Annotated in this window: 13 protein-coding genes; 10 read left to right on the top strand and 3 right to left on the bottom strand. The window is 56.6% G+C overall.

The genetic code is table 11. The features are described 5' to 3' along the window. Window positions 1-179 precede the first annotated feature (179 nt). Window positions 180-1268: an iron-containing alcohol dehydrogenase family protein gene (locus tag SB13_RS08945; protein ID WP_026740022.1), complete on the top strand. Its 1089-nt coding sequence runs from the start codon at window positions 180-182 to the stop codon at window positions 1266-1268. Between the two features lie 39 nt (window positions 1269-1307). Here SB13_RS08945 and SB13_RS08940 read toward each other — a convergent pair whose 3' ends face one another. Continuing rightward, window positions 1308-1940, bottom strand: coding sequence for a LysE/ArgO family amino acid transporter (locus SB13_RS08940; RefSeq protein ID WP_026740021.1), 633 nt, complete (start codon window positions 1938-1940; stop codon window positions 1308-1310). A 1246-nt stretch (window positions 1941-3186) separates the two neighbouring features. Between SB13_RS08940 and SB13_RS08935 the strand changes: the two genes are divergently transcribed. The 8 genes from SB13_RS08935 to SB13_RS08900 all read left to right on the top strand — a co-directional run bounded on the left by SB13_RS08935 (window position 3187) and on the right by SB13_RS08900 (window position 12431). Beyond that, window positions 3187-4719: an ABC transporter substrate-binding protein gene (locus SB13_RS08935; RefSeq protein ID WP_026740020.1), complete on the top strand. Its 1533-nt coding sequence runs from the start codon at window positions 3187-3189 to the stop codon at window positions 4717-4719. 63 nt (window positions 4720-4782) lie between these two features. After that, entirely contained in the window at window positions 4783-5700 is a 918-nt protein-coding gene (locus SB13_RS08930; RefSeq protein WP_026740019.1) for an ABC transporter permease, read from the top strand. 9 nt (window positions 5701-5709) lie between these two features. Continuing rightward, entirely contained in the window at window positions 5710-6639 is a 930-nt protein-coding gene (locus tag SB13_RS08925) for an ABC transporter permease (protein ID WP_026740018.1), read from the top strand. 10 nt (window positions 6640-6649) lie between these two features. Next, the gene (locus SB13_RS08920; RefSeq protein ID WP_026740017.1) at window positions 6650-7639 is read left to right on the top strand and encodes an ABC transporter ATP-binding protein; all 990 of its coding nucleotides are present in this window, start codon (window positions 6650-6652) and stop codon (window positions 7637-7639) included. Next, entirely contained in the window at window positions 7636-8511 is an 876-nt protein-coding gene (locus SB13_RS08915; RefSeq protein WP_036151612.1) for an ATP-binding cassette domain-containing protein, read from the top strand. Before SB13_RS08920 ends, SB13_RS08915 begins: the two co-directional genes overlap by 4 nt. A 104-nt stretch (window positions 8512-8615) precedes the next feature. Continuing rightward, window positions 8616-10046, top strand: coding sequence for a M20 family metallopeptidase (locus SB13_RS08910; RefSeq protein ID WP_026740015.1), 1431 nt, complete (start codon window positions 8616-8618; stop codon window positions 10044-10046). A gap of 127 nt (window positions 10047-10173) precedes the next feature. Continuing rightward, complete coding sequence (locus SB13_RS08905) at window positions 10174-11106, top strand: LysR family transcriptional regulator (RefSeq protein WP_026740014.1); 933 nt, start codon at window positions 10174-10176, stop codon at window positions 11104-11106. A gap of 308 nt (window positions 11107-11414) precedes the next feature. After that, entirely contained in the window at window positions 11415-12431 is a 1017-nt protein-coding gene (locus tag SB13_RS08900; protein ID WP_026740013.1) for a 1-aminocyclopropane-1-carboxylate deaminase, read from the top strand. 89 nt (window positions 12432-12520) lie between these two features. On the opposite strand, the gene SB13_RS08895 is transcribed toward SB13_RS08900, so the two are convergent. Continuing rightward, window positions 12521-13033, bottom strand: a complete 513-nt coding sequence (locus SB13_RS08895) for an Lrp/AsnC family transcriptional regulator (protein WP_026740012.1) — start codon at window positions 13031-13033, stop codon at window positions 12521-12523. A gap of 273 nt (window positions 13034-13306) precedes the next feature. Then, on the bottom strand, window positions 13307-14980 hold the full coding sequence (locus SB13_RS08890; RefSeq protein ID WP_026740011.1) for a methyl-accepting chemotaxis protein: 1674 nt from the start codon (window positions 14978-14980) through the stop codon (window positions 13307-13309). 1849 nt (window positions 14981-16829) lie between these two features. Here SB13_RS08890 and SB13_RS08885 point away from each other — a divergent pair. Further along, complete coding sequence (locus tag SB13_RS08885; protein ID WP_026740010.1) at window positions 16830-19610, top strand: flavocytochrome c; 2781 nt, start codon at window positions 16830-16832, stop codon at window positions 19608-19610. The last annotated feature ends 38 nt before the right edge of the window (window positions 19611-19648 follow it).

Here is a 19648-nt window from a genome sequence, read left to right as displayed (position 1 = left end):
TGGCCTGTGAGATGCCACGCGATCCTGACGACCAAGAGCGGATACGCGTTCCATCGCCGCACGTGCTAACGTGGAAAGAGGCCGTCAAGAACGCCGCACGGAGGACGCTCGCTTGGGCGCCCTCCGTGCGGTGTCTGAGTAACTCATTGGTTTTATGCTAAAAACAGGCAGGAAAGCACATGACACAACAGGTTATTTTCCCCGCAAAAATCGTACGCGGGGCGGACGCCAGCCGTCAGCTGGGGGACATCTGCGCCGGGTTAGGGACGCGTGTATTGGTTGTCGGCGGTCATCAGGCATTGGCGGCGACGGAGGAGAAAATCCGCACCCAACTGACGCAGGCCGGTCTTACGTTAAGCGCTGTTGAGTGGTTCGGCGGGCATTGTAGCGACAAGCAGGTCGAACGACTGTGTGCCCGCGTGGCGGAAACCCATAGCGACGTGTTGTTGTCCGTGGGCGGCGGGAAGTCGCTGGATACCGGTAAGCTGGTGGCGCATCAGGCGGGTATCCCCGTCGTGACGCTGCCCACCATCGCCGGCACCTGTGCGGCGGTCACCCCGCTTTCCGTGCGTTACGAAGAGGACGGGCACTTTGTTGACTTGTGTCATCTGCCGTCTGCGCCGAATGCGGTCATTATCGACAGCACGCTGCTGGCCGAGGCGCCGCTGCGGTGGCTCGCCGCTGGGCTTGGCGATACGCTGGCGAAGTGGTACGAATTCCGGGCGATTGATTCGGGGCACAACCAAAGCGGTTTGGCCGCCTCGTCCCGCGCTCACGGCGAGATCTGCTTCCAACTGATCGAGCGTTTTGGCGCCGAGGCCTGCCGCGCGGTGGCGGAAAATCGCGCCAACGAAGCGCTGGATCAGGTACTGGATGCAATTTTCCTGTTCGCCGGACTGACCTCCATTATGGCCAGCGGCGCGCATGCCGCTGCGGCGCATGCGTTGTTCGAAGGTTTCACCGTGTGCGACAAAACTCGCGACTTTGGTCACGGCCTGCTGGTGGGCTTCGGCAATCTGTGCCTGCTGGCGCTGGAAGCGCGGAGCGACGAAGAGCTGCTGGAGGCGCTGTCGCTGGCGCATGCCTGCGCTGTGCCGCTGACGTTGGCGGACATCAGTCCCGATCTGACCGATGTCGAACTGCAAGCTATCTTGCAGGCGGCGGTTAAAACAGCGGATATGGACGCCATGCCGTTTACGGTGACGGAAACAATGCTGCGGGAGGCGATTCGCCGCGTCGAGTCGCTGGCGGCCCGCATCGCCCGCTAAGGCGCGCGATGGNCGAAGAAGAGGCGGCGGCGGGCGTCATTACGCCGCCGGATACATAATGAGCCGCAGCAGCTGCCAGGCGATAAACAGCATGTACACGCCGATAAAACTATCCAGCACGCGCCAGGTGCTGCTCTTCTTGAACAAACGCGCGCAGGCGGAAGAGAGGTAGCCGATGGCGTAAAACCAGAGGCCGGACGCCAGCAGCGCGCCTGCTAAGTAGAAGATTTTGTGCTCATGACTCAGCCCGGACGATATGCCGCCGATGATGGCGATGGTATCCAGGTACACGCTGGGGTTGAGGAGACTGACCGCCAGACAGGCGGTGACAGCGGAAAGGCGGCTGGCACGCGCGTCGCCGGTCGCGCCAAGACGCAGACTTTGGTTGCCGCGCCAGGCGCTGCGAAGCGCGCAGTAACCGTAGTGAATCAAAAACAATACGCCTGCCAGCGTCAGGCATTTCAGCGCCCACGGGTGTGCGCTGAGCAGTTCGCCGACGCCAAAGACGCCCGCGCTGATCAATAAAATGTCTAACATGAAGCAGAGGGTACAGACTAAAAAGACATGTTCCCGACGCACTCCCTGACTCAACACAAATGAATTCTGTGCGCCGATAGAGATCAGCAATCCGGCGCTGGTCATAAAGCCCGTCATTAATATGGTCGTAGACATACTCTTTAATTCGCTCTGGTTGGTTAGTGAAAAAGAATGAACGCGTGTCTTGGCGATAATCAAAAAGAAATAAACGGCTGGTGATGTCAGCATCATTTAATAAAGGCAGCGCTTATTTTCTCTGTTGTTGAAATATTCCATGTGTTGCGACGGATAAATAAATTCGCGTCAAATATAACATTGCCGAAAGGGTCATTGAATCAATGCCGCTATCATCCCTTTCCACGCCTCATGAGGCCAATTAATAATAGTGATTGTCGATTAGCAAAAGCGATAAAGGCCGAAAAACGGTCACGAGATTGTGATTCAGGCGCGATGTGAGAGGATTTATATGGAAAAGGGTGAGATCTTTTCTCTAAATTTAAACATTAAAAACAATAGGATAGTATATTTCCCCTTTGTTCCTGCTTGCGGCGGTTTTGTGCCTTGGGCGTCACTCACGGCGAGCGGAGAGGTGACCCCACCCTAAACTCAGGCATACCCTCCACCACAATACGTCTGTGCGGCGAGATATTTGTCGATATTGTCGCTGTCTCGCTAAAATAGTCGCGCCTCCTAAAATACAATGGTGTCTGGCGAGGTGGGGTAAATACATTCTCGCCGAATGACATTGAATAAAATATTCAGCCACCCACGGCGAAATTTATTTTTCTCTGCGAATATTTTAATCGGCCTGGAGGCGCGTTGAATTGGAACGTTCAGCGATAAATAGCATTATCGCATCGCAATGAGTTTGGGGTTTATTCCATTTTCACCGCATGAAGAACATGATGGCCTGCTTCTCTACCGACGAGCGGAAATGTCCTCCTGCTGCAGCCTGTCGATTTAACGCGGGCAGCACGAAATAAGGCGCGAAGCAAACAGGTCACTTCCGGCGTTGAGTGGTGATGCTGTGGGGGAGGGGCAACGCCCGTGTTCGGGGGCGCATTGATGACGCCGATGCTGTCATCCATGGGGGAAGTCACTGTGCCTTAAAAGGGTGCGCGTCGATCATGCTGTTGCACCGCCGCTAAACGCCAATTCCCAGAACACCCGTCTATCAATAAAACCTATTCCACCGTAATGACCTGTGGTTTGCGCCGAAAGCAGCTCGGGTTAAGCGGTTTCTCATTATTAGAAAGCTTATATCTAAAATCAGTAAGGTTAGGAAGCCGGGGTTGGCTCCACTCTTGCAACTTCCTGTCGGAACGTAGGTGAGATTGTGGCGATTTAATTCTTTCATGAAGTGTATCGAATGGAGAATCCTATGGCTTGTTCACTGACAAGACAGATCAAACGCGGTGTTTTGTCTGCACTCCTCCTCGGCTGCGCATCTTCCAGCTATGCGGGAAAACAGAATGACACGCTGGTTTACGCCTCCGATAACGAGGTGGAAAACGTCAGCCCTTATCATAACAACCTTCGTGAAGGCGTGATCCTGGCCCACCTGGTCTGGGATACCCTGATCTATCGCGATCCCAAAACCGGCGAATACAAACCTGAACTGGCCTCGGACTGGACATGGGAATCGCCCACCTCCCTGCTGATACATCTGCGTAAAGGGATCACCTTCCACAACGGCGATCCCTTCACCGCGGAAGATGTGGCCTATACCTTCAACCATATCGCCGGCCCCGGTACGTCATCGGTAATGCCGCAGAGCGTGGATTGGATCGACACCACCGAAAAGGTGGATGACTACACCGTCCGGCTGAAGCTGAAAAAACCGTTCCCCGCTGCGCTGGAATATCTCTCCGGTCCTACGCCTATCTATCCGTCAGCCTATTACCAGAAGGTGAAGCTGGCCGGATTCAGCCAGGCGCCAATCGGCACCGGCCCTTACAAAATCACCAAAGTCACCCCGGCTCAGGGCGTGAGTATGGAAAAGAACCCCGATTACTTTGCAGATAGCCCGCAGGGACAACCGAAGATCGGCAAGCTGCAGTTTGTGGTCATCCGCGATCCGGAAACGCGACTGGCGCAGCTGATGACCGGTCAGGTGGACTGGATCTGGCGCGTGCCCGCCGACCAGATCACCTCGCTGGAGACCATGCCGAACCTCACCGTCAAAAGCGGTGAAACCATGCGCATCGGCTTTATGGCCCTGAACACTCACGCCAAGGGACCGGGCGGCGAGCCGTTTAAGGATTTGCGCGTGCGTCAGGCGGTGAACTACGCCATCAACCGCGAGGCCATCGTCAATAATCTGGTGCGCGGCGGCAGTCAGCCGGTGTATTCCGCCTGTTTCCGTACCCAAACCGCCTGCGACACCAGCAAGGTCATCAAATATGACTACAACCCGGAGAAGGCTAAGCAGCTGCTGGCGGAAGCCGGTTATCCGAACGGCTTTGATACCGATATCTGGGCCTATCGCGAGCGCGACTATGCTGAAGCGATCATCGGCGATCTGCGCAAGGTCGGTATTCGCGCCCGTCTTCACTACGTTCAGTACACGGTGCTGGCGGCGGATCTGATCTCCGGTAAAGCGCCAATGGCGATCCGCACCTGGGGATCGTTCTCCATCAACGATGCCGCCGCGTTCACCACGCCGTATTTCGGCGGCCGGGGCGATGATATCTGGAAAGACGCCGAGGTCACCGCCACGCTGGCGAAGGCGGATGAAACGCTCGACCCCAAACAGCGCAGCGCCCTGTACGCGGAGGCGCTGGGGCGGATCTCCTCACAGGCTTACCTGGCGCCGATGTTCTCCTACTCCACCCACTACGCCTTCACCTCCGATCTGAACTTCGAGGATTGGCCGGATGAGCTGCCGCGTTTCGCGATGGCCAGCTGGAAATAAGACGTGAAACGAGCCGGAAGACGCGCGACGCCTTCCGGCGACGGCCCGCAGGAGGAGTGACTGATGCTTATCTATATTTTGCGACGGCTGCTGGTGGCGCTGGCGGTGCTATTTACGGTAGCTGTGGTCAGCTTTTCGCTACTGCACCTATCGGGCGATCTGGCGGCCGCGATTGCGGGTCCGGACGCCTCCGCTGAGGTGATCGAGGGAATACGTCGGCAGTATGGGCTGGACCAGCCGCTGATCACCCAGTTCGGCCAGTGGATGTGGGCGGCGCTGCATCTGGATTTCGGCCGCTCGTTCTATTTCGAAAACACGGTGATGGAGCTGATTGGTCAGCGCATGCCGATTACGCTCAAGCTGGGCGGCGTCTCACTGCTGCTGGCGCTGGTGGTGGCGATCCCGCTGGGCGTTCTGGCGGCGGTGTTCCGCGATACCTGGGTTGACCGGGGCTCCATGTTCATCGCCGTCATCGGGCAGGCGATGCCGAACTTCTGGTTCGCGCTGATCCTGATTCTGCTGTTCGCCGTCGGGCTGAAATGGCTGCCGGTGGCGGGCAACAGCAGCTGGCAAAATTTCGTCCTGCCCGCCGTCGCGTTGGGCTACTACGCCATGCCGTCGCTGATGCGACTGACGCGTTCCGGCATGCTGGACGTGCTGGGCGCGGACTATATCCGCACCGCCCGGGCCAAGGGACTCAGCGCGTTTCGGGTGATCGTCAAGCATGGTCTGCGCAACGCCATCATCCCGGTGGTGGCGCTGGCGACGGTGGAACTGGGCTTTATGCTGGGCGGCTCGGTCGTGATCGAATCCGTGTTCGCGTTGCAGGGGCTGGGCCAGCTGGCCTGGGACTCAATCTCCCGCAACGACTTCCCGGTGGTGCAAGCCATCGTGCTGATTATCGCGGTGTTCTACATCGTATTGAGTTTTCTGGCGGATGTGCTGAATGCCGCGCTGGACCCTCGACTGCGGACGCAATAAGGAGCTTTCATGAAACCATCCTCACCGCTTTCCTCCGCCGTCATCGCATCGACGCCGCCCGACACGGCCCTTCTGCCCGAGCCGGGTCCGGCCCGGCGCTGGCTGCGGCGGATGATGGGCCATCACAGTATGGCGATAGGCGTGGTCATCCTCGCCGTTATTATCGTGGCCGCGATGCTGGCGCCGCTGATCAGCCCGCACGATCCCTATGCGCAAGACATCAGCCAGCGCCTGATCCCGCCGGTGTGGCATGAAAAGGGCGGCTGGGACCATCTTCTGGGCACCGACAAACTGGGGCGCGACTACCTGAGCCGCCTGCTGTACGGCGCGCAGGTCTCGCTGCTGATCGGACTGGTGTCCGTGCTGGTGGCCGGTTTCATCGGTATCACGCTGGGGGTGACGGCGGGCTATTTCGGCGGCCGCGTCGATGCGGTGGTCAGCTATATCCTGACCGTGCGTCTTTCCATGCCGGTCATTCTGGTCGCGCTGGCGATGGCGTCGATGGTGGGCGGCTCCGTCAAAGTCGTGATCATGCTGTTGGGACTGCTGCTGTGGGACCGCTTCCTGATTGTCTCCCGTTCGGTGACGCGTCAGCTGCGCGAGGCGGAGTTCGTGGCGGCGGCGAAAACGCTGGGCGCATCGTCGCTGTTCATCATGCTGCGCGAGATCCTGCCCAACCTGCTGGGGCCGCTGACGGTGGTCGCGACGCTCGAGATCGCCCACGCCATTCTGCTGGAGGCCACGCTGTCGTTCCTGGGGCTGGGCGTCCAGCCGCCGATGCCGTCGTGGGGGCTGATGGTCGCCGAAGGCAAGGCCTACATGTTCTTTCAGCCGTGGGTCATTCTGATACCGGGCGTCATGCTGGCGGTACTGGTTCTGGGCATCAATCTGGTCGGGGATGGTCTGCGCGACATCACCGCGCTGGACGGACGGGGTTAAGGAGTCAGCGATGAAAGATGACATTTTGCTGGACGTGAAGAACCTGCGGGTCGATTTACCGACGCCGCGCGGCCTGTTGCATGCGGTGCGCGGCATCGACTTCTCCGTGCGCCGGGGCGAGATGCTGTGTCTGGTCGGGGAGTCGGGCTGCGGCAAATCCATGACGTCGCTGGCGCTGATGGATCTATTGCCGCGCAAAGCCGTTCGCACGGCGGACCATATGCGTTTCAAAGGTCACGATCTGCAAACGATGACGCCCCGCCAGCGGGCCGCGATGCGGGGCGACGAGATGGCGATGATTTTTCAGGAGCCGATGACGTCGCTCAACCCGTCTTTCACGCTGGGCAATCAACTGTGTGAAACGCTGCTGGCGCACCGTAAGGTGTCGATGTCGACCGCGCGAGACCGGGCGGTGTGGCTGATGGAGCGCGTGGGGATTCCGATGGCGGCGGACCGGCTGAATCAATATCCCCATCAGCTGTCCGGCGGCCTGCGCCAGCGCATCATGATTGCGATGGCGCTGATGTGCGAGCCGGAACTGATCATTGCGGACGAACCCACCACGGCGCTGGACGTCACCATTCAGGCGCAAATTCTGCGGATGCTCCGCGAGCTGCAACAGGAGTTCGGCACCGCGGTGATCTTCATTACCCACGACCTGGGCGTAGTGGCCCGCATTGCCGATCGCGTGTCGGTGATGTACGCCGGGCAGATCGTCGAAACCGCCCCCGTGATGCCGCTGTTTCATCAACCGCAGCATCCTTATACGCGTGGGCTGCTCGACTGCATTCCGGTGCAGGGGAAGACGATGCCGGGGCAGCCGCTGCGTGCCATTCCCGGCGTGGTGCCGAGCCTGGTCGGGCCGCAGCAGGGCTGTGCTTTCTTCAATCGCTGTTCGCGCTGTACCGACGCCTGCCGCCGGGAGATCCCGTATGTTGATGTCACCGACGCGCACGCGGTGCGCTGTGTTCAGGCCGAAAAAACCGTGGAGGCGCTATGACGATAGACATCGTGGAAGGGCGGCGGGCGCCATCGCCGCCGTATATTCCCGGCAATGAGGATCTGGCGCTGGAACTGTGCGTGCTCAGCCGGGTCTTTCGCCTGAATCGTGGCATCTTCACCAAACCGGGAGAAATCCGTGCCGTGAACAACGTTTCGCTGCGCATCCGGCGGGGAGAAACGCTCGGGCTGGTGGGCGAGTCGGGCTGCGGCAAAAGCACGTTGGCGAAGATGCTGCTGGGACTGCTGCCGCCGACCTCCGGCAACGTATTGATCGAGGGGCGGGAGATCGACGCGGGCGACCGTAAAGCGCTGGCGTCGCGTATCCAGCCCATCTTTCAGGACCCGTACTCTTCGCTGAATCCGCGTCGCACCGTGGCGGATATCGTGGAGGTGGCGCTGCGACTGCACAACATCGGGACGCCGGAGGAGCGCAAAACGCGGGTAAAAGAGATGCTGGACGTCGTGGGTATGCCCGCGCGGACGCACCAGCAATATCCCGGTCAGCTTTCCGGCGGTCAGCGCCAACGGGTGGCGATCNCCCGGGCATTGATCATGCGACCGGCCATCCTGATCTGCGACGAGCCGACCTCCGCGCTGGATGTCTCGGTGCAGGCGCAGATCCTCAATCTGCTGCTGGCGCTCAAGCAGGAGTTCGGACTGACCTACCTGTTTATCAGCCACAACCTGTCCGTCGTGGAGCATCTGGTCGACCATGTCGCCGTCATGCAAAAAGGCACGATTGTGGAGCAGGGGACGCGTGAACAGATCTTCCGCTCACCGCAGCATCCCTATACCAAAACGCTGCTGGCGTCGGTGTTGACGCCGGAGCCGGGGTTGGGCATCCCGGATATCAGCCAGTTCGGCGAGTAAGGCCAACGACACGACGCGCGACCGTCAGGGAGCTGGGCCTGGGCCTTGCTCTCCGGGCCGCTGCGTGCCGAATCACTATCATCGAAAGAGAGGACGGACAGATTATGACGCGTGAAGACACGATCCGAGCAGCGGAAGAGTACTTCCACAGCGGCGCATTCAGCGAGACGCTGGCGCGCCGGGTAGCCTATCGGACGGAGAGTCAGGACGAGGGAACCGGGGCGGTGTTGATGGCTTATCTGACGGAAGAGATGGTGCCACGTTTGCAGGCTATCGGCTTCGACTGCCGGGTTGTGGACAACCCGATAGCGGGGAAAAGTCCTTTTCTGCTGGCGCGGCGGATGGAAGCGGACGCGCCCTTGACGGTGCTGACCTACGGTCACGGTGACGTGGTGCGGGGCTATGACGATCAGTGGCGCAGCGGGCTATCGCCGTGGCGGCTGGTGCAGGACGGCAATCGCTGGTATGGCCGCGGGACGGCGGATAACAAGGGCCAGCACACCATTAATCTGGCGGCGCTCGAGCAGGTGCTGAAGGGACGCGACGACCGGCTGGGCTACAACATCAAGCTGATTCTGGAGATGGGGGAAGAAGCCGGATCGCCGGGGTTGAACGACGTCTGCGCGCAGTACCGTGACTGGCTGGCGGCCGATCTGTTCATCGCCTCGGATGGCCCACGCATTTCCGCCGTACGTCCGACGCTGTTTCTGGGATCGCGCGGCGTGTTTAACTTCGAGCTGCGGCTGACGCCGCGCGAGGGCGGTCATCACTCAGGCAACTGGGGCGGACTGCTGAGCAACCCAGGCATTCGACTGGCGCACGCCATCGCCTGTCTGGTCGATGCGCGGGGACGGATTCTCGTGCCGGGGCTGCGGCCTCCGGCGGTGTCGGAGAGTTTGCGCCGGATTCTGGCGGATATTGAACTGGGCGGCGGGCCGACCGACCCCGAGGTTGACCCGGAGTGGGGCGAGCCGGGGCTGACGTCGGCCGAGAAAGTGTACGGGTGGAATACGCTGGACGTGCTGGCTTACGTCACCGGCAATCCCGACAAACCGGCGCACGCCATTCCCCCTTCCGCCTCGGCGCATTGCCATATGCGCTACGTGGTCGGCAGCGACGTGGCTCACTTCGCGGATCATTTGCGGCAGCATCTGGACGCCAATGGGTTCGAAGACGTCGAGATCGTCAACGCCGTCAGCTGCTATCAGGCCACCCGGCTCGACCCTAACGACCTGTGGGTGGAGTGGGGCGCGGCGTCAATCGCNCGCACCTCCGGAAAAGCGCCAGCCGTGTTGCCCAACTTCGGCGGCGGGCTGCCGAACGCCTGTTTTTCGGAAACGCTGGGTCTGCCGACGCTGTGGGTGCCGCACTCCTATCCGGCCTGCTCGCAGCATGCGCCCAACGAACACATTCTGGCGGACATGACGCTGGAGGCGCTGCGGATCATGACCGGGCTGTTTTGGGACTTGGCCGAACAGGGCGCGGAGCAACTGCGCCTGCGCCAGCAGGCTGAGTCCACGCAGACCACCGCCTGACGCGCAGCTGCTCATCCCCCGTGGGGCTCTCGCGCCTGTTCTGGTTGACGCCGGAGCGGGCGCGGTTCGTTGAGGGAGAGAAAGGGGGTAGACTTTGACAACCCCTTCGAGATGAACGGAGCGACCGATGCACAATAACGAAATTCGTTACTTCATGGCCGTGGCGAGCACCGGATCGCTGAGCGCCGCCAGCCAGCAGCTGTTCGTCGCGGTGTCCGCCATCAGCCGTCAGATCCAGCAGTTGGAACATCGGCTTGGCGCGCCGTTGTTCGAACGGCACCCGCGCGGCATGGTGTTGAACGCGGCGGGCCAGATTCTGGAACATCACGTGCGGCGCAGTATGGCGGATATGGAGCTGGCGGTGGCCGAAATCGAGGGGTTGAAGTCGGTTCGGCAAACCACCATCCGGGTCGTTTGCACCGACGGTATCGCCTTTAATCTGATGCCGACGCTGTTGGCGAAGTTTCGTCTGACGCACTCATCGGTCAACTTCGTGCTAACGGTGGGTTCCACGCGGCAGGTGCCGGATCTGGTGCGCAGCGGCGAATGCGATGTGGCGCTGAAGTTCAGCCTGTCGTTGGAGCACGGCGTCGACATTGTCGCCTCGTATCCGGCGCCGGTGCTGGTGATCATGCAGGACTCGCATCCGCTGGCGCATGTCGGGCTTAAACTGGCCGATCTGAACGGCTATCCGGTCGCGCTGCCGGATCAAGCCGCCACCATTCGCCAACTGTTCGATCTCTCCTGTCGTATGAACGGCGTATTCATCGACCCGATACTGACCTGTAATCACTTTTCCACCCTCTATGACTTCGTGCTGAATACGCCGGATGCCGTCGCCATCTGCAGCCATTTCTCGGTGTTGTACCGAGCGCGCCGCGATGGACTACAGATGCGCTCGATCGATGGCGAACCCTTCAGTCAGCGGACCATGCAGATTCAAACCGATGCGGCCAAACCGCGAACGGCGGTGCTGAACGCCTTCTGCGATTTTCTGAAACGGGAGCTGACCGAGCAAGATGAGCGGATACGCCGGGAGTATGCCATCTCCGCTCGCTGAGCGCGGAGGGTGCGGGCGCCGCGCGTAGGGCCTCACCCTGTTCGTCCCCCTGTGAATGCCGTGGATAAAATACGGGGATAGCTCGCTGGGTTTTGAGGGTGAATTTAATTTCTTTATGATGGGTAATAATGGGTTTTATTGAGGTTTTTACCCTTATTTTTTGAAACTTAGAGCAGATATTAGGTGTTTTTTTGCAATTTTAATCATTCCGCATTCGGGTAGTATCTAACTCAAGGGTCACTCTTTTTCCCGTGAAATCGCGACCACCAGTGACTGTTATGTTCCCTTTTACCTGTCGGAGCCTGATGATGAATTTAGAAAAATTCCCGCGTTATCCGTTAACCTTCGGACCGTCGCCGATTACGCCGATGAAACGACTCAGCGAGTATCTGGGCGGCGAAGTTGAAATCTATGCCAAGCGCGAAGATTGCAATAGCGGTCTGGCCTTCGGCGGCAATAAGACGCGCAAGTTGGAGTATCTGATCCCCGAGGCGCTGGAGCAGGGCTGCGACACGTTGGTCTCCATCGGCGGTATTCAGTCGAACCAGACGCGCCAGGTGGCGGCGGTCGCCGCGCATCTAGGGATGAAATGCATCCTGGTGCAGGAAAACTGGGTGAATTACGCTGACGCCGTCTATGATCGCGTGGGGAACATCGAGCTGTCCCGGATCATGGGGGCGGATGTGCGTCTTGACGCCGCGGGATTCGATATCGGCATCCGTCAAAGCTGGAAAGATGCGATGGAAGAAGCGGCGAAGAACGGCGGGAAACCCTTCCCAATCCCCGCCGGCTGTTCTGAACACCCGTACGGCGGCCTCGGCTTCGTCGGTTTTGCGGAAGAAGTCCGCGAGCAGGAAAAAGCGCTGGGATTCAAATTCGACTACATCGTCGTGTGCTCGGTCACCGGGAGTACGCAGGCGGGAATGGTCGTGGGGTTTGCCGCCGACGGCCGCGCGCGCAACGTTATTGGAATCGACGCCTCGGCCAAGCCGGAGCAGACCAAGGCGCAGATCCTGCGTATTGCCCAGCAGACGGCCAACCTGGTCGAGCTGGGACAGGCGATTACCGAAGATGATGTGGTGCTGGATACCCGTTACGGCGGCCCGGAATACGGCCTGCCCAATGAAGGCACGCTGGAAGCGATTCGCCTGTGCGGACGTCTGGAAGGCGTATTGACCGATCCGGTGTACGAAGGCAAATCCATGCAGGGGTTGATCGATAAAGTTCGCCGCGGCGAATTCCCGAAAGGCGCCAAAGTGCTATACGCCCATCTGGGCGGCGCGCCGGCGTTGAGCGCCTACAGCTATATCTTCCGCAACGGCTGAGGGGAGAACGCCCTTGGTGTCACGATCAAAGCCCGCGTTAGCGGGCTTGTTCACGTCAGGCAAACAGGAGCCTATTAGGAAACGAGTTTTCAGAACGGTAACTGAGTGGTGGACAACACTTCCCGCAGGCCGATGAACGACCGAATTTGACGTACGCCCGGCAGGAACAGCAGTTGTTCGGCGTGCAGGCGGTTAAAACTCTGATTGTCCTTAGTGCGGATCATCAGCATATAGTCGAACTCGCCGGTGACGACGTGACACTCCATACAGCCGCTGATCTGTTGAACCGACGTCTCGAAATCCTTAAATGCGCCGGGGGTCGACCTGTCCAGCACGACGCCGATGATGACGACCATGCCCGCGTTCAGCGCCTCGGGGGCGAGCAACGCGACATAACCTTTGATCAGTCCCCATTGTTTCAGCCGCTCCACGCGCCGCAGGGTCGCGGGCGGACTCAGATTCACGTTCTCCGCCAGCGCAACGTTGGAAATGGACGAATCGGCCTGCAGTAGCCGCAGGATGGTGACATCAAAGCGATCCAGCTCGTAGGTTTTGGTCTTGTTGTCCGCATCGGCGGGCGACGCATCAGATTTGAATTTCATGAGTTCCTCACAAAAGCCGTCGAATCGGCGTTGGCGCATGATTGCGTCAGTTCCGTCTTTGTCGGTGAATCACTTCGCTCGGTGGCGCCTGGTCCTATTTAAAACCATAAAAAAAGCCGTGGACAAGCAATATCGTTAAATCGAATGGAAGGCGGTGCGGTGAGAACGCGCGGAGAGCAAAATTCAGGAGGACGAAAGTAAAACGGCTCCCCGGCGAACCGGAGAGCCGTCACGATTGGACGCGGATGGCGTCACAGCGTGGTTAGCGTGGGGTTAGAACTTTTCCCAGTTACCGTCAGCCGGCGCGCTCGTGCCCAGTTTTCTCGGCGCGATAGCTGGCGCAGCCTGCGCCGATTTGACCGGTGCGGTCGCTTTGGTGCGAGATTCGGACTCAGCCAGCTGGAAGATGGAGACCACTTCCGTCAGGCGACGCGCCTGATCTTCCAGCGACGACGACGCGGTGGTTGATTCTTCCACCAACGCGGCGTTCTGCTGCGTCACGCTGTCCATTTCGATGACGGCCTGACCCACCTGAGTAATGCCCTTGCTCTGCTCGTTCGAGGCGGATGCAATTTCACCCATAATGTCGGTGACGTTGGTGATGGCGCGAACAATGTTGCCCATCGCGTCGCCCGCCTGCGTGACCTGCTCAGAGCCGATTTTCACGTTGCTGACGGACTCATCGATCAGCCCTTCGATCTCTTTGGCCGCTTCGGCGCTGCGCTGCGCCAGACTACGTACTTCACTGGCGACCACGGCAAAGCCGCGACCCTGTTCACCGGCACGCGCCGCTTCAACGGCTGCGTTCAGCGCCAGAATGTTGGTCTGGAACGCGATGCTGTTGATGACGTTGATGATATCGGCGATTTTCTGCGAGCTGCCGCTGATGTTGTTCATCGTTTTGATGACGTCATTGACGACGTTTCCGCCTTCATTGGCCGTTTTGGAGGCGTTCTGAGCCAGCACGCTGGCCTGGTTCGCGTTCTCGGCGTTCTGTTTCACTACGGCGCTCAGCTCTTCCATGCTGGCAGCGGTTTGCTCCAGCGCAGAAGCCTGCTCTTCGGTACGTGAGGAAAGGTCAGTGTTGCCCGCGGCAATTTCACCCGAGCTGCGGTAAATTTCGTCGGCGCTCAGGCGAATATCGGAAACGGTATTGACCCAGTTGTTCTGCATCTGCTGCATGAACGGGATCAGGCTGCCGACGCAGTTTTTGCCTAGGTCTGCGATTTTGGTGTGCAGCTGACCGACGGCCAGCACCTGCAGGTGTTGTTTGATCTGTTCGAGCGGGCGTACCACAAACTTGGCCAGGTAGCGATCGGTCAGCAGCACGATGATAAGGCCGACAGCCAGCGCCGCCATCAGAATGTATTCACACCATTTCACCCAGTTGCCGATGCGGCCCTGAGCTTCGCCTTTCAGCCCGCTGATGACGGTATTGTACTGAGTAATCGCCTTGCTGAACTGCATGCGCAGCGGGGTATAGGTCTGCTGTGCGATCTGCTTGTAAGTATCCGGGCGATCGGCTTCCAGCGCGTCATACATCGGGACAACGGCTTCGCTGTACAGACGGTATGAGCTGGTATAGATATCGTCGATCGTCGCCTTGTTGATGTTAGCGTGATCGGTCNCCTGAAACTGAGCGAGACCTGCTTTCAGACGCGCGATTTCTCCTGCGGCTTGCTGCATCTCTGACTTGAACCCGGTCGGGTTGTTATTCAGTTTTTGTTCTAAGGCCCGGTTCAGGATGTTCTGGACCCGGTAATACTGTCCGCTGGCGCCGTTAATAATGTCGCCGTTGCTCTGCTGGACGTTGGTCAGTTTAATTTCTGAGGTCAGTTGGCCCAGAGAATAAAGTGCGAAGGCAGATACGCCTCCCCATAATAAGGAGAACACGATAAGGATAAGAACCATCATGGTTCTGATTTTGATGTCACGAATAAAATTCATAGTCGTAGCCCTGGTATATTGGGGTATTAGTTCTTGAATAATCAGAACTATGTTTTATGCATCCGTTCATTGGGACGCTTGTAAGGGAACATGCGAGCCAGCTTTAAATCCATCAAGGTTTTCATTTCTTCGAAGCTGTTATCGGCAAACAGGTAATCGACTTCATCGCTTTTTTTCGAAAAGAAGGTAATTAAATGTCAATGAGCGTTTCAGAATTTAATATATTTCTGGAGTGATGATGATCAGCGAAACTATTATTGAATCCGTAATAGAGTAGAGCTTTTAATCTAATAAGCGAAAGCTGGGTGGTGAAGTTTTTCATTGCCATTCGGTACAGTAGGTGGCTGAGTTTTATTAAAAGTAAAAAAATAGCCGAAGATGGGGTGTGAAAAGCGACGACTTCTCGAGGTTTTTCTATATCTTAATGATTATAATGGTTATTTTCCCTTGTGTTTTTAGCGGTAAATAACGGTGAGAGAATGCTCGAAAATTAATAAATCACGGTAATGTTTAGGGCTAAACTAAAATGAAAAAATTCAGATGCAGGCTAATTATCAACCTTATCGAGTCTGATTCGAAAATGAACCGCGCTGAACAGTTATCCCATGAGGGTGACGTTAGGGCAGGAAAAGTTAATTTTTGTGACGGATCTTAGTCAGGCCGTGTTAGCGAGATAGTGCCAAACGCTTTTTTATGAGAAGTAGAGCGGTGGTTAAAAAACAGCACAGTTGATGAGGGGGAGTAAAAATGAATTGCACACCGTGTTATCTAAAAATGGATAATATAAATTTTAATACATTTAACGCAGTTGTTAGCCGCATGGGGGAAGCATGTCTGAAAAATAAGATAAAGGGTGAAACAGTAAAATGCGGAATGACTCTTTATTATTTTGATCGACATTTTTATTAGTGATAATCGGGTTGTTTTAAATAAATAACGGGGCAGAGAAATCATATTAATTGCCGCACTGTTTTTGAATGAATGTCGTTCTCATTAATTGCATGGGAAAATGACTCACTCATTCCATACCGAGAAAATCTCGTTGCCCCCAAGATGTTCTCTGCGGAACATTTTCAATGAAGATGGACTGACGGTCCATCCTTCCGGTCAATGTTCTGCGCCTTGATATAACCCTCGCACCGATTAATCAGTAATAAAAAAACCGTCGAAATAATGAATGATCATACTGAGAAAAATCCTGACAAAGGCCCGCTTTTTTTATGTTGCCCTCGCAGGAAGATTTTTTGCTGAAAGAATGTACAGAAAGGAAACAAACTGGCGTTTATTAAACGCCATCGCCGTGTTATGCGGCTAATAAATACCCGGCCTTCCAAAGGTAAAATAGATTTAACGAACTCTAATCTTACTTTGGTTTTATCTTAATGTGTTGTTTTTAAGGTGATTTTTTTCGGTGTTGTTTGCGGCGGAGATCGACTGTTGACGTTCAGAACAAGCCAGTTGAAAAGGGGAGTGCATAAAACCAGCAATGCTGGAAATAGCCGTTAATTCTATATGGGTATGGTGGGGTTGTGAAATGAGCGAAGAAAAAAACGACAGGGCGCGTTTAATGAACACGTTGAGGAAATAAATGGCGTGTCATTTTATCGTCGATAAAAACCCTACACTTTATAATGTTTTTACATTAAACGTTTTTATTTAAACAGAGTGGTAACATAACTGCAAATACTAAATAATTAAGACATTAAAAAAAAGTATTATGACATTAAAAAAACCACATAATAAAAGAATAATAATCGTAGGCAACTAAAACACGAACAATAAAAAAGCAGCCTGCCATTTCCGAATTTAAGAATTTGCTAAAAATTTGTGAAAATTAGGTGGTATTTTAATGACAAACATCAACGATAGATTATTGCAGCCGTTCACGTTGCCTAATGGCGTCACCCTGGAAAACCGGGTCGTTATGGCGCCAATGACAACCTGCACCGGCTTTTTTGATGGTTCCGTCACCAGGGAACTGATCGAATACTATCAGGTGCGTTCCGGTAAGATCGGTGCGCTGATTGTGGAATGCTGCTTCATCGACGATCGCGGACGGGCTTTCCCTGGCGCGATCGGTATTGATGACGACAACAAGATTGAAGGGTTGTCCAAAGTCGCGAGCGCGGTCAAAGAGCAGGGTTCTAAAGCTATCCTGCAGATCTACCACGGCGGACGCATGGTCGATCCCAAACTCATCGGCGGCGAATCTCCGGTAGGGCCGAGCGCCGTTGCCGCACCTCGCCCCGGCGCGCCGACGCCTATCGCGCTGACGGCGGATGAAGTGGAAGAGATGGTCGCCAAGTTTGGTCGCGCCATTCATCGCGCCATCCAGGCCGGATTCGACGGTGTGGAAATCCACGGCGCCAACACCTATCTGATTCAGCAGTTCTATTCTCCGCACTCCAACCGCCGTGAAGACAAATGGGGCGGCAGCCGCGACAACCGTACTCGTTTCCCGATGGCCGTGCTGGATATCGCACACCAGATGAAAGACAAGTATGCCGATCCGTCTTTCATCATCGGCTACCGTTTCTCGCCGGAAGAGCTGGAAGAGCCGGGTATCCGTTTCGACGATACCCTGTACCTGCTGGAAAAATTGGCGGCGCGCGGTCTGGACTACGTGCACTTCTCCATGGGCCACACCCTGCGTCCTTCTATCGTCGATACGGAATCTGCGACCCCGCTGATCGAAAAATATGTTGCTATGCGTTCCGACACGCTGGCGCAGGTGCCGGTTGTCGGCGTCGGCGGCATCGTCAATAAGGCGGATGCCGACGTCGCGCTGGAGCACGGTTATGATCTGGTTGCGGTGGGTAAAGGTTGCATCGCCTACCCGGACTGGATGGATCGCATCACGGCGCAGGAACATATCGACCTCTACATCGACAGCACCAAGCGTGAAGAACTGACTATCCCGGAACCACTGTGGCGCTTCTCGCTGGTTGAAAGCATGATCCGCGATATGAGCCTGAACGCTAAAAAGTTCAAAGCGGGTGTCTACCAGGAGAAAGTGCAGGACAACGATAAAGAACTCATCGTTAACGTCAGCCTGGAAAAAGACCACATCAAAGACATCGCGCTGGCCGATACCGCCGGATGGGATGATGAGCTGATCGGCAGCTTCGAAATCATCAGAACTCGTATTCTTGATGCCAACAGTTCGCACGTCGACGCCGTGACCGGCGCCACTGAGCAGAGCGAAGCCATCAAAAAAGCGGTGACGAAGGCGATGACGAAGTCGTTTAAAGAAGCGATTATCGAAGAAGGCGGCAACCCGGACGAAGTTCAGCAGTATGACGTGGTTGTCGTCGGCAGCGGCGGCGCAGGTCTGGCGACGGCGATTCAGGCCGCTGATGATGGCGCCAAAGTGCTGATCGTCGAAAAAATGCCGGTGATTGGCGGGAACACGATCAAAGCCTCTGCGGGGATGAACGCAGCGGAAACACGTTTCCAGAAAATCAAAGGTATCGTCGACGATAAAGAGCTGTTCTATAACGAAACGCTGAAAAGCGGCCAGAACAAGAACAACCCTGAACTGGTGAAATACTTCGTCGAACACGCCCATGAAGCCATCGACTGGCTGGCCGATCGCAACATTGAGTTGAGCGACCTGACGACCACCGGCGGCATGAGCGTCGACCGAACTCACCGTCCGGCCAGCGGCGCGGCGGTAGGCGGCTACCTGATCAGCGGACTGGTGAAAAACCTTAACCAGCGCAACATCGACGTGATGTTGGAAACGTCTGTTACCGAGATTTTGCAGGAAGACGGTAAGGTTTCCGGCGTTCGCACCATCAACGACGAGAACGAAGAGCGTGTCATTCCGACGAAAACCGTCATCATGGCGACCGGCGGATTTAGCGCCAATCAAGACTTGGTGGTGAAATACCGTCCGGACCTGAAAGGCTTTGTAACGACAAACCACAAAGGGGCCACCGGTAGCGGGATTACCTTGCTGGAAGCGCTGGGCGCGGATACCGTCGACATGGGTGAAATTCAGATCCACCCGACGGTGGAGCAGAATACGTCTTATCTGATCTCTGAATCTATCCGCGGCGGCGGTGCGATTCTGGTTTCCCAAAGTGGCCAGCGTTTCTTTAATGAATTGGAAACGCGTGACAAGGTGTCCGCGAGCATTATCAATCTGCCGGAAAAATACGCCTATATCGTCTTTGACGACCACGTCAAAGAGAAAAATATGGCGGTCGGCGAATATGTTGCTCAGGGCTTCGTCGAAGTCGAAGACTCCATTGCGGCGTTGGCAGACCGGTTGGAAATTGAACCCGCCGAGCTGACCAAAACCATCGAACGTTACAACACGTTTGTTGAAAAACAGCACGATGACGATTTCGGCAGAACGACCGCGTTGCGTAACCCGATCAATAAGGGACCGTTCTACGCCATAAAGATCGCCCCGGGCGTTCACCATACAATGGGTGGCGTGGTTGTTAACACGGCGACAGAAGTGCTGGATAACAATAAAGAGGTTATTCAGGGCGCCTACGCCGCGGGTGAAGTGGTCGGCGGCATTCACGGCGCCAACCGCATTGGCGGAAACGCCGTAGCCGATATCATCATCTTCGGTATTCAGGCCGGTAAACAAGCTGCGGCATATGCTAAACGGTAACGTTGGGTTATAGCGTTCGCAGTCCACAGGCGGGGCAA

Origin of the sequence: Lonsdalea quercina subsp. quercina (genome assembly GCF_000688695.1) — a bacterium.
In the GTDB taxonomy this organism is placed as follows: Bacteria; Pseudomonadota; Gammaproteobacteria; order Enterobacterales; family Enterobacteriaceae; genus Lonsdalea; species Lonsdalea quercina_D.
The sequence above is the reverse complement of the archived record's forward strand: the minus strand, read 5'-3'. Positions and strand labels throughout refer to the sequence as shown.

What these genes read in the sequence shown, in the direction of transcription:
- SB13_RS08900 (WP_026740013.1), top strand. Translation starts at nt 11,415, where the DNA reads ATGAATTTAGAAAAATTCCCGCGTTATCCGTTAACCTTCGGACCGTCG.
- SB13_RS08930 (WP_026740019.1), top strand. Translation starts at nt 4,783, where the DNA reads ATGCTTATCTATATTTTGCGACGGCTGCTGGTGGCGCTGGCGGTGCTA.
- SB13_RS08885 (WP_026740010.1), top strand. Translation starts at nt 16,830, where the DNA reads ATGACAAACATCAACGATAGATTATTGCAGCCGTTCACGTTGCCTAAT.
- SB13_RS08940 (WP_026740021.1), bottom strand. Translation starts at nt 1,940, where the DNA reads ATGTCTACGACCATATTAATGACGGGCTTTATGACCAGCGCCGGATTG.
- SB13_RS08925 (WP_026740018.1), top strand. Translation starts at nt 5,710, where the DNA reads ATGAAACCATCCTCACCGCTTTCCTCCGCCGTCATCGCATCGACGCCG.
- SB13_RS08945 (WP_026740022.1), top strand. Translation starts at nt 180, where the DNA reads ATGACACAACAGGTTATTTTCCCCGCAAAAATCGTACGCGGGGCGGAC.
- SB13_RS08895 (WP_026740012.1), bottom strand. Translation starts at nt 13,033, where the DNA reads ATGAAATTCAAATCTGATGCGTCGCCCGCCGATGCGGACAACAAGACC.
- SB13_RS08920 (WP_026740017.1), top strand. Translation starts at nt 6,650, where the DNA reads ATGAAAGATGACATTTTGCTGGACGTGAAGAACCTGCGGGTCGATTTA.
- SB13_RS08905 (WP_026740014.1), top strand. Translation starts at nt 10,174, where the DNA reads ATGCACAATAACGAAATTCGTTACTTCATGGCCGTGGCGAGCACCGGA.
- SB13_RS08935 (WP_026740020.1), top strand. Translation starts at nt 3,187, where the DNA reads ATGGCTTGTTCACTGACAAGACAGATCAAACGCGGTGTTTTGTCTGCA.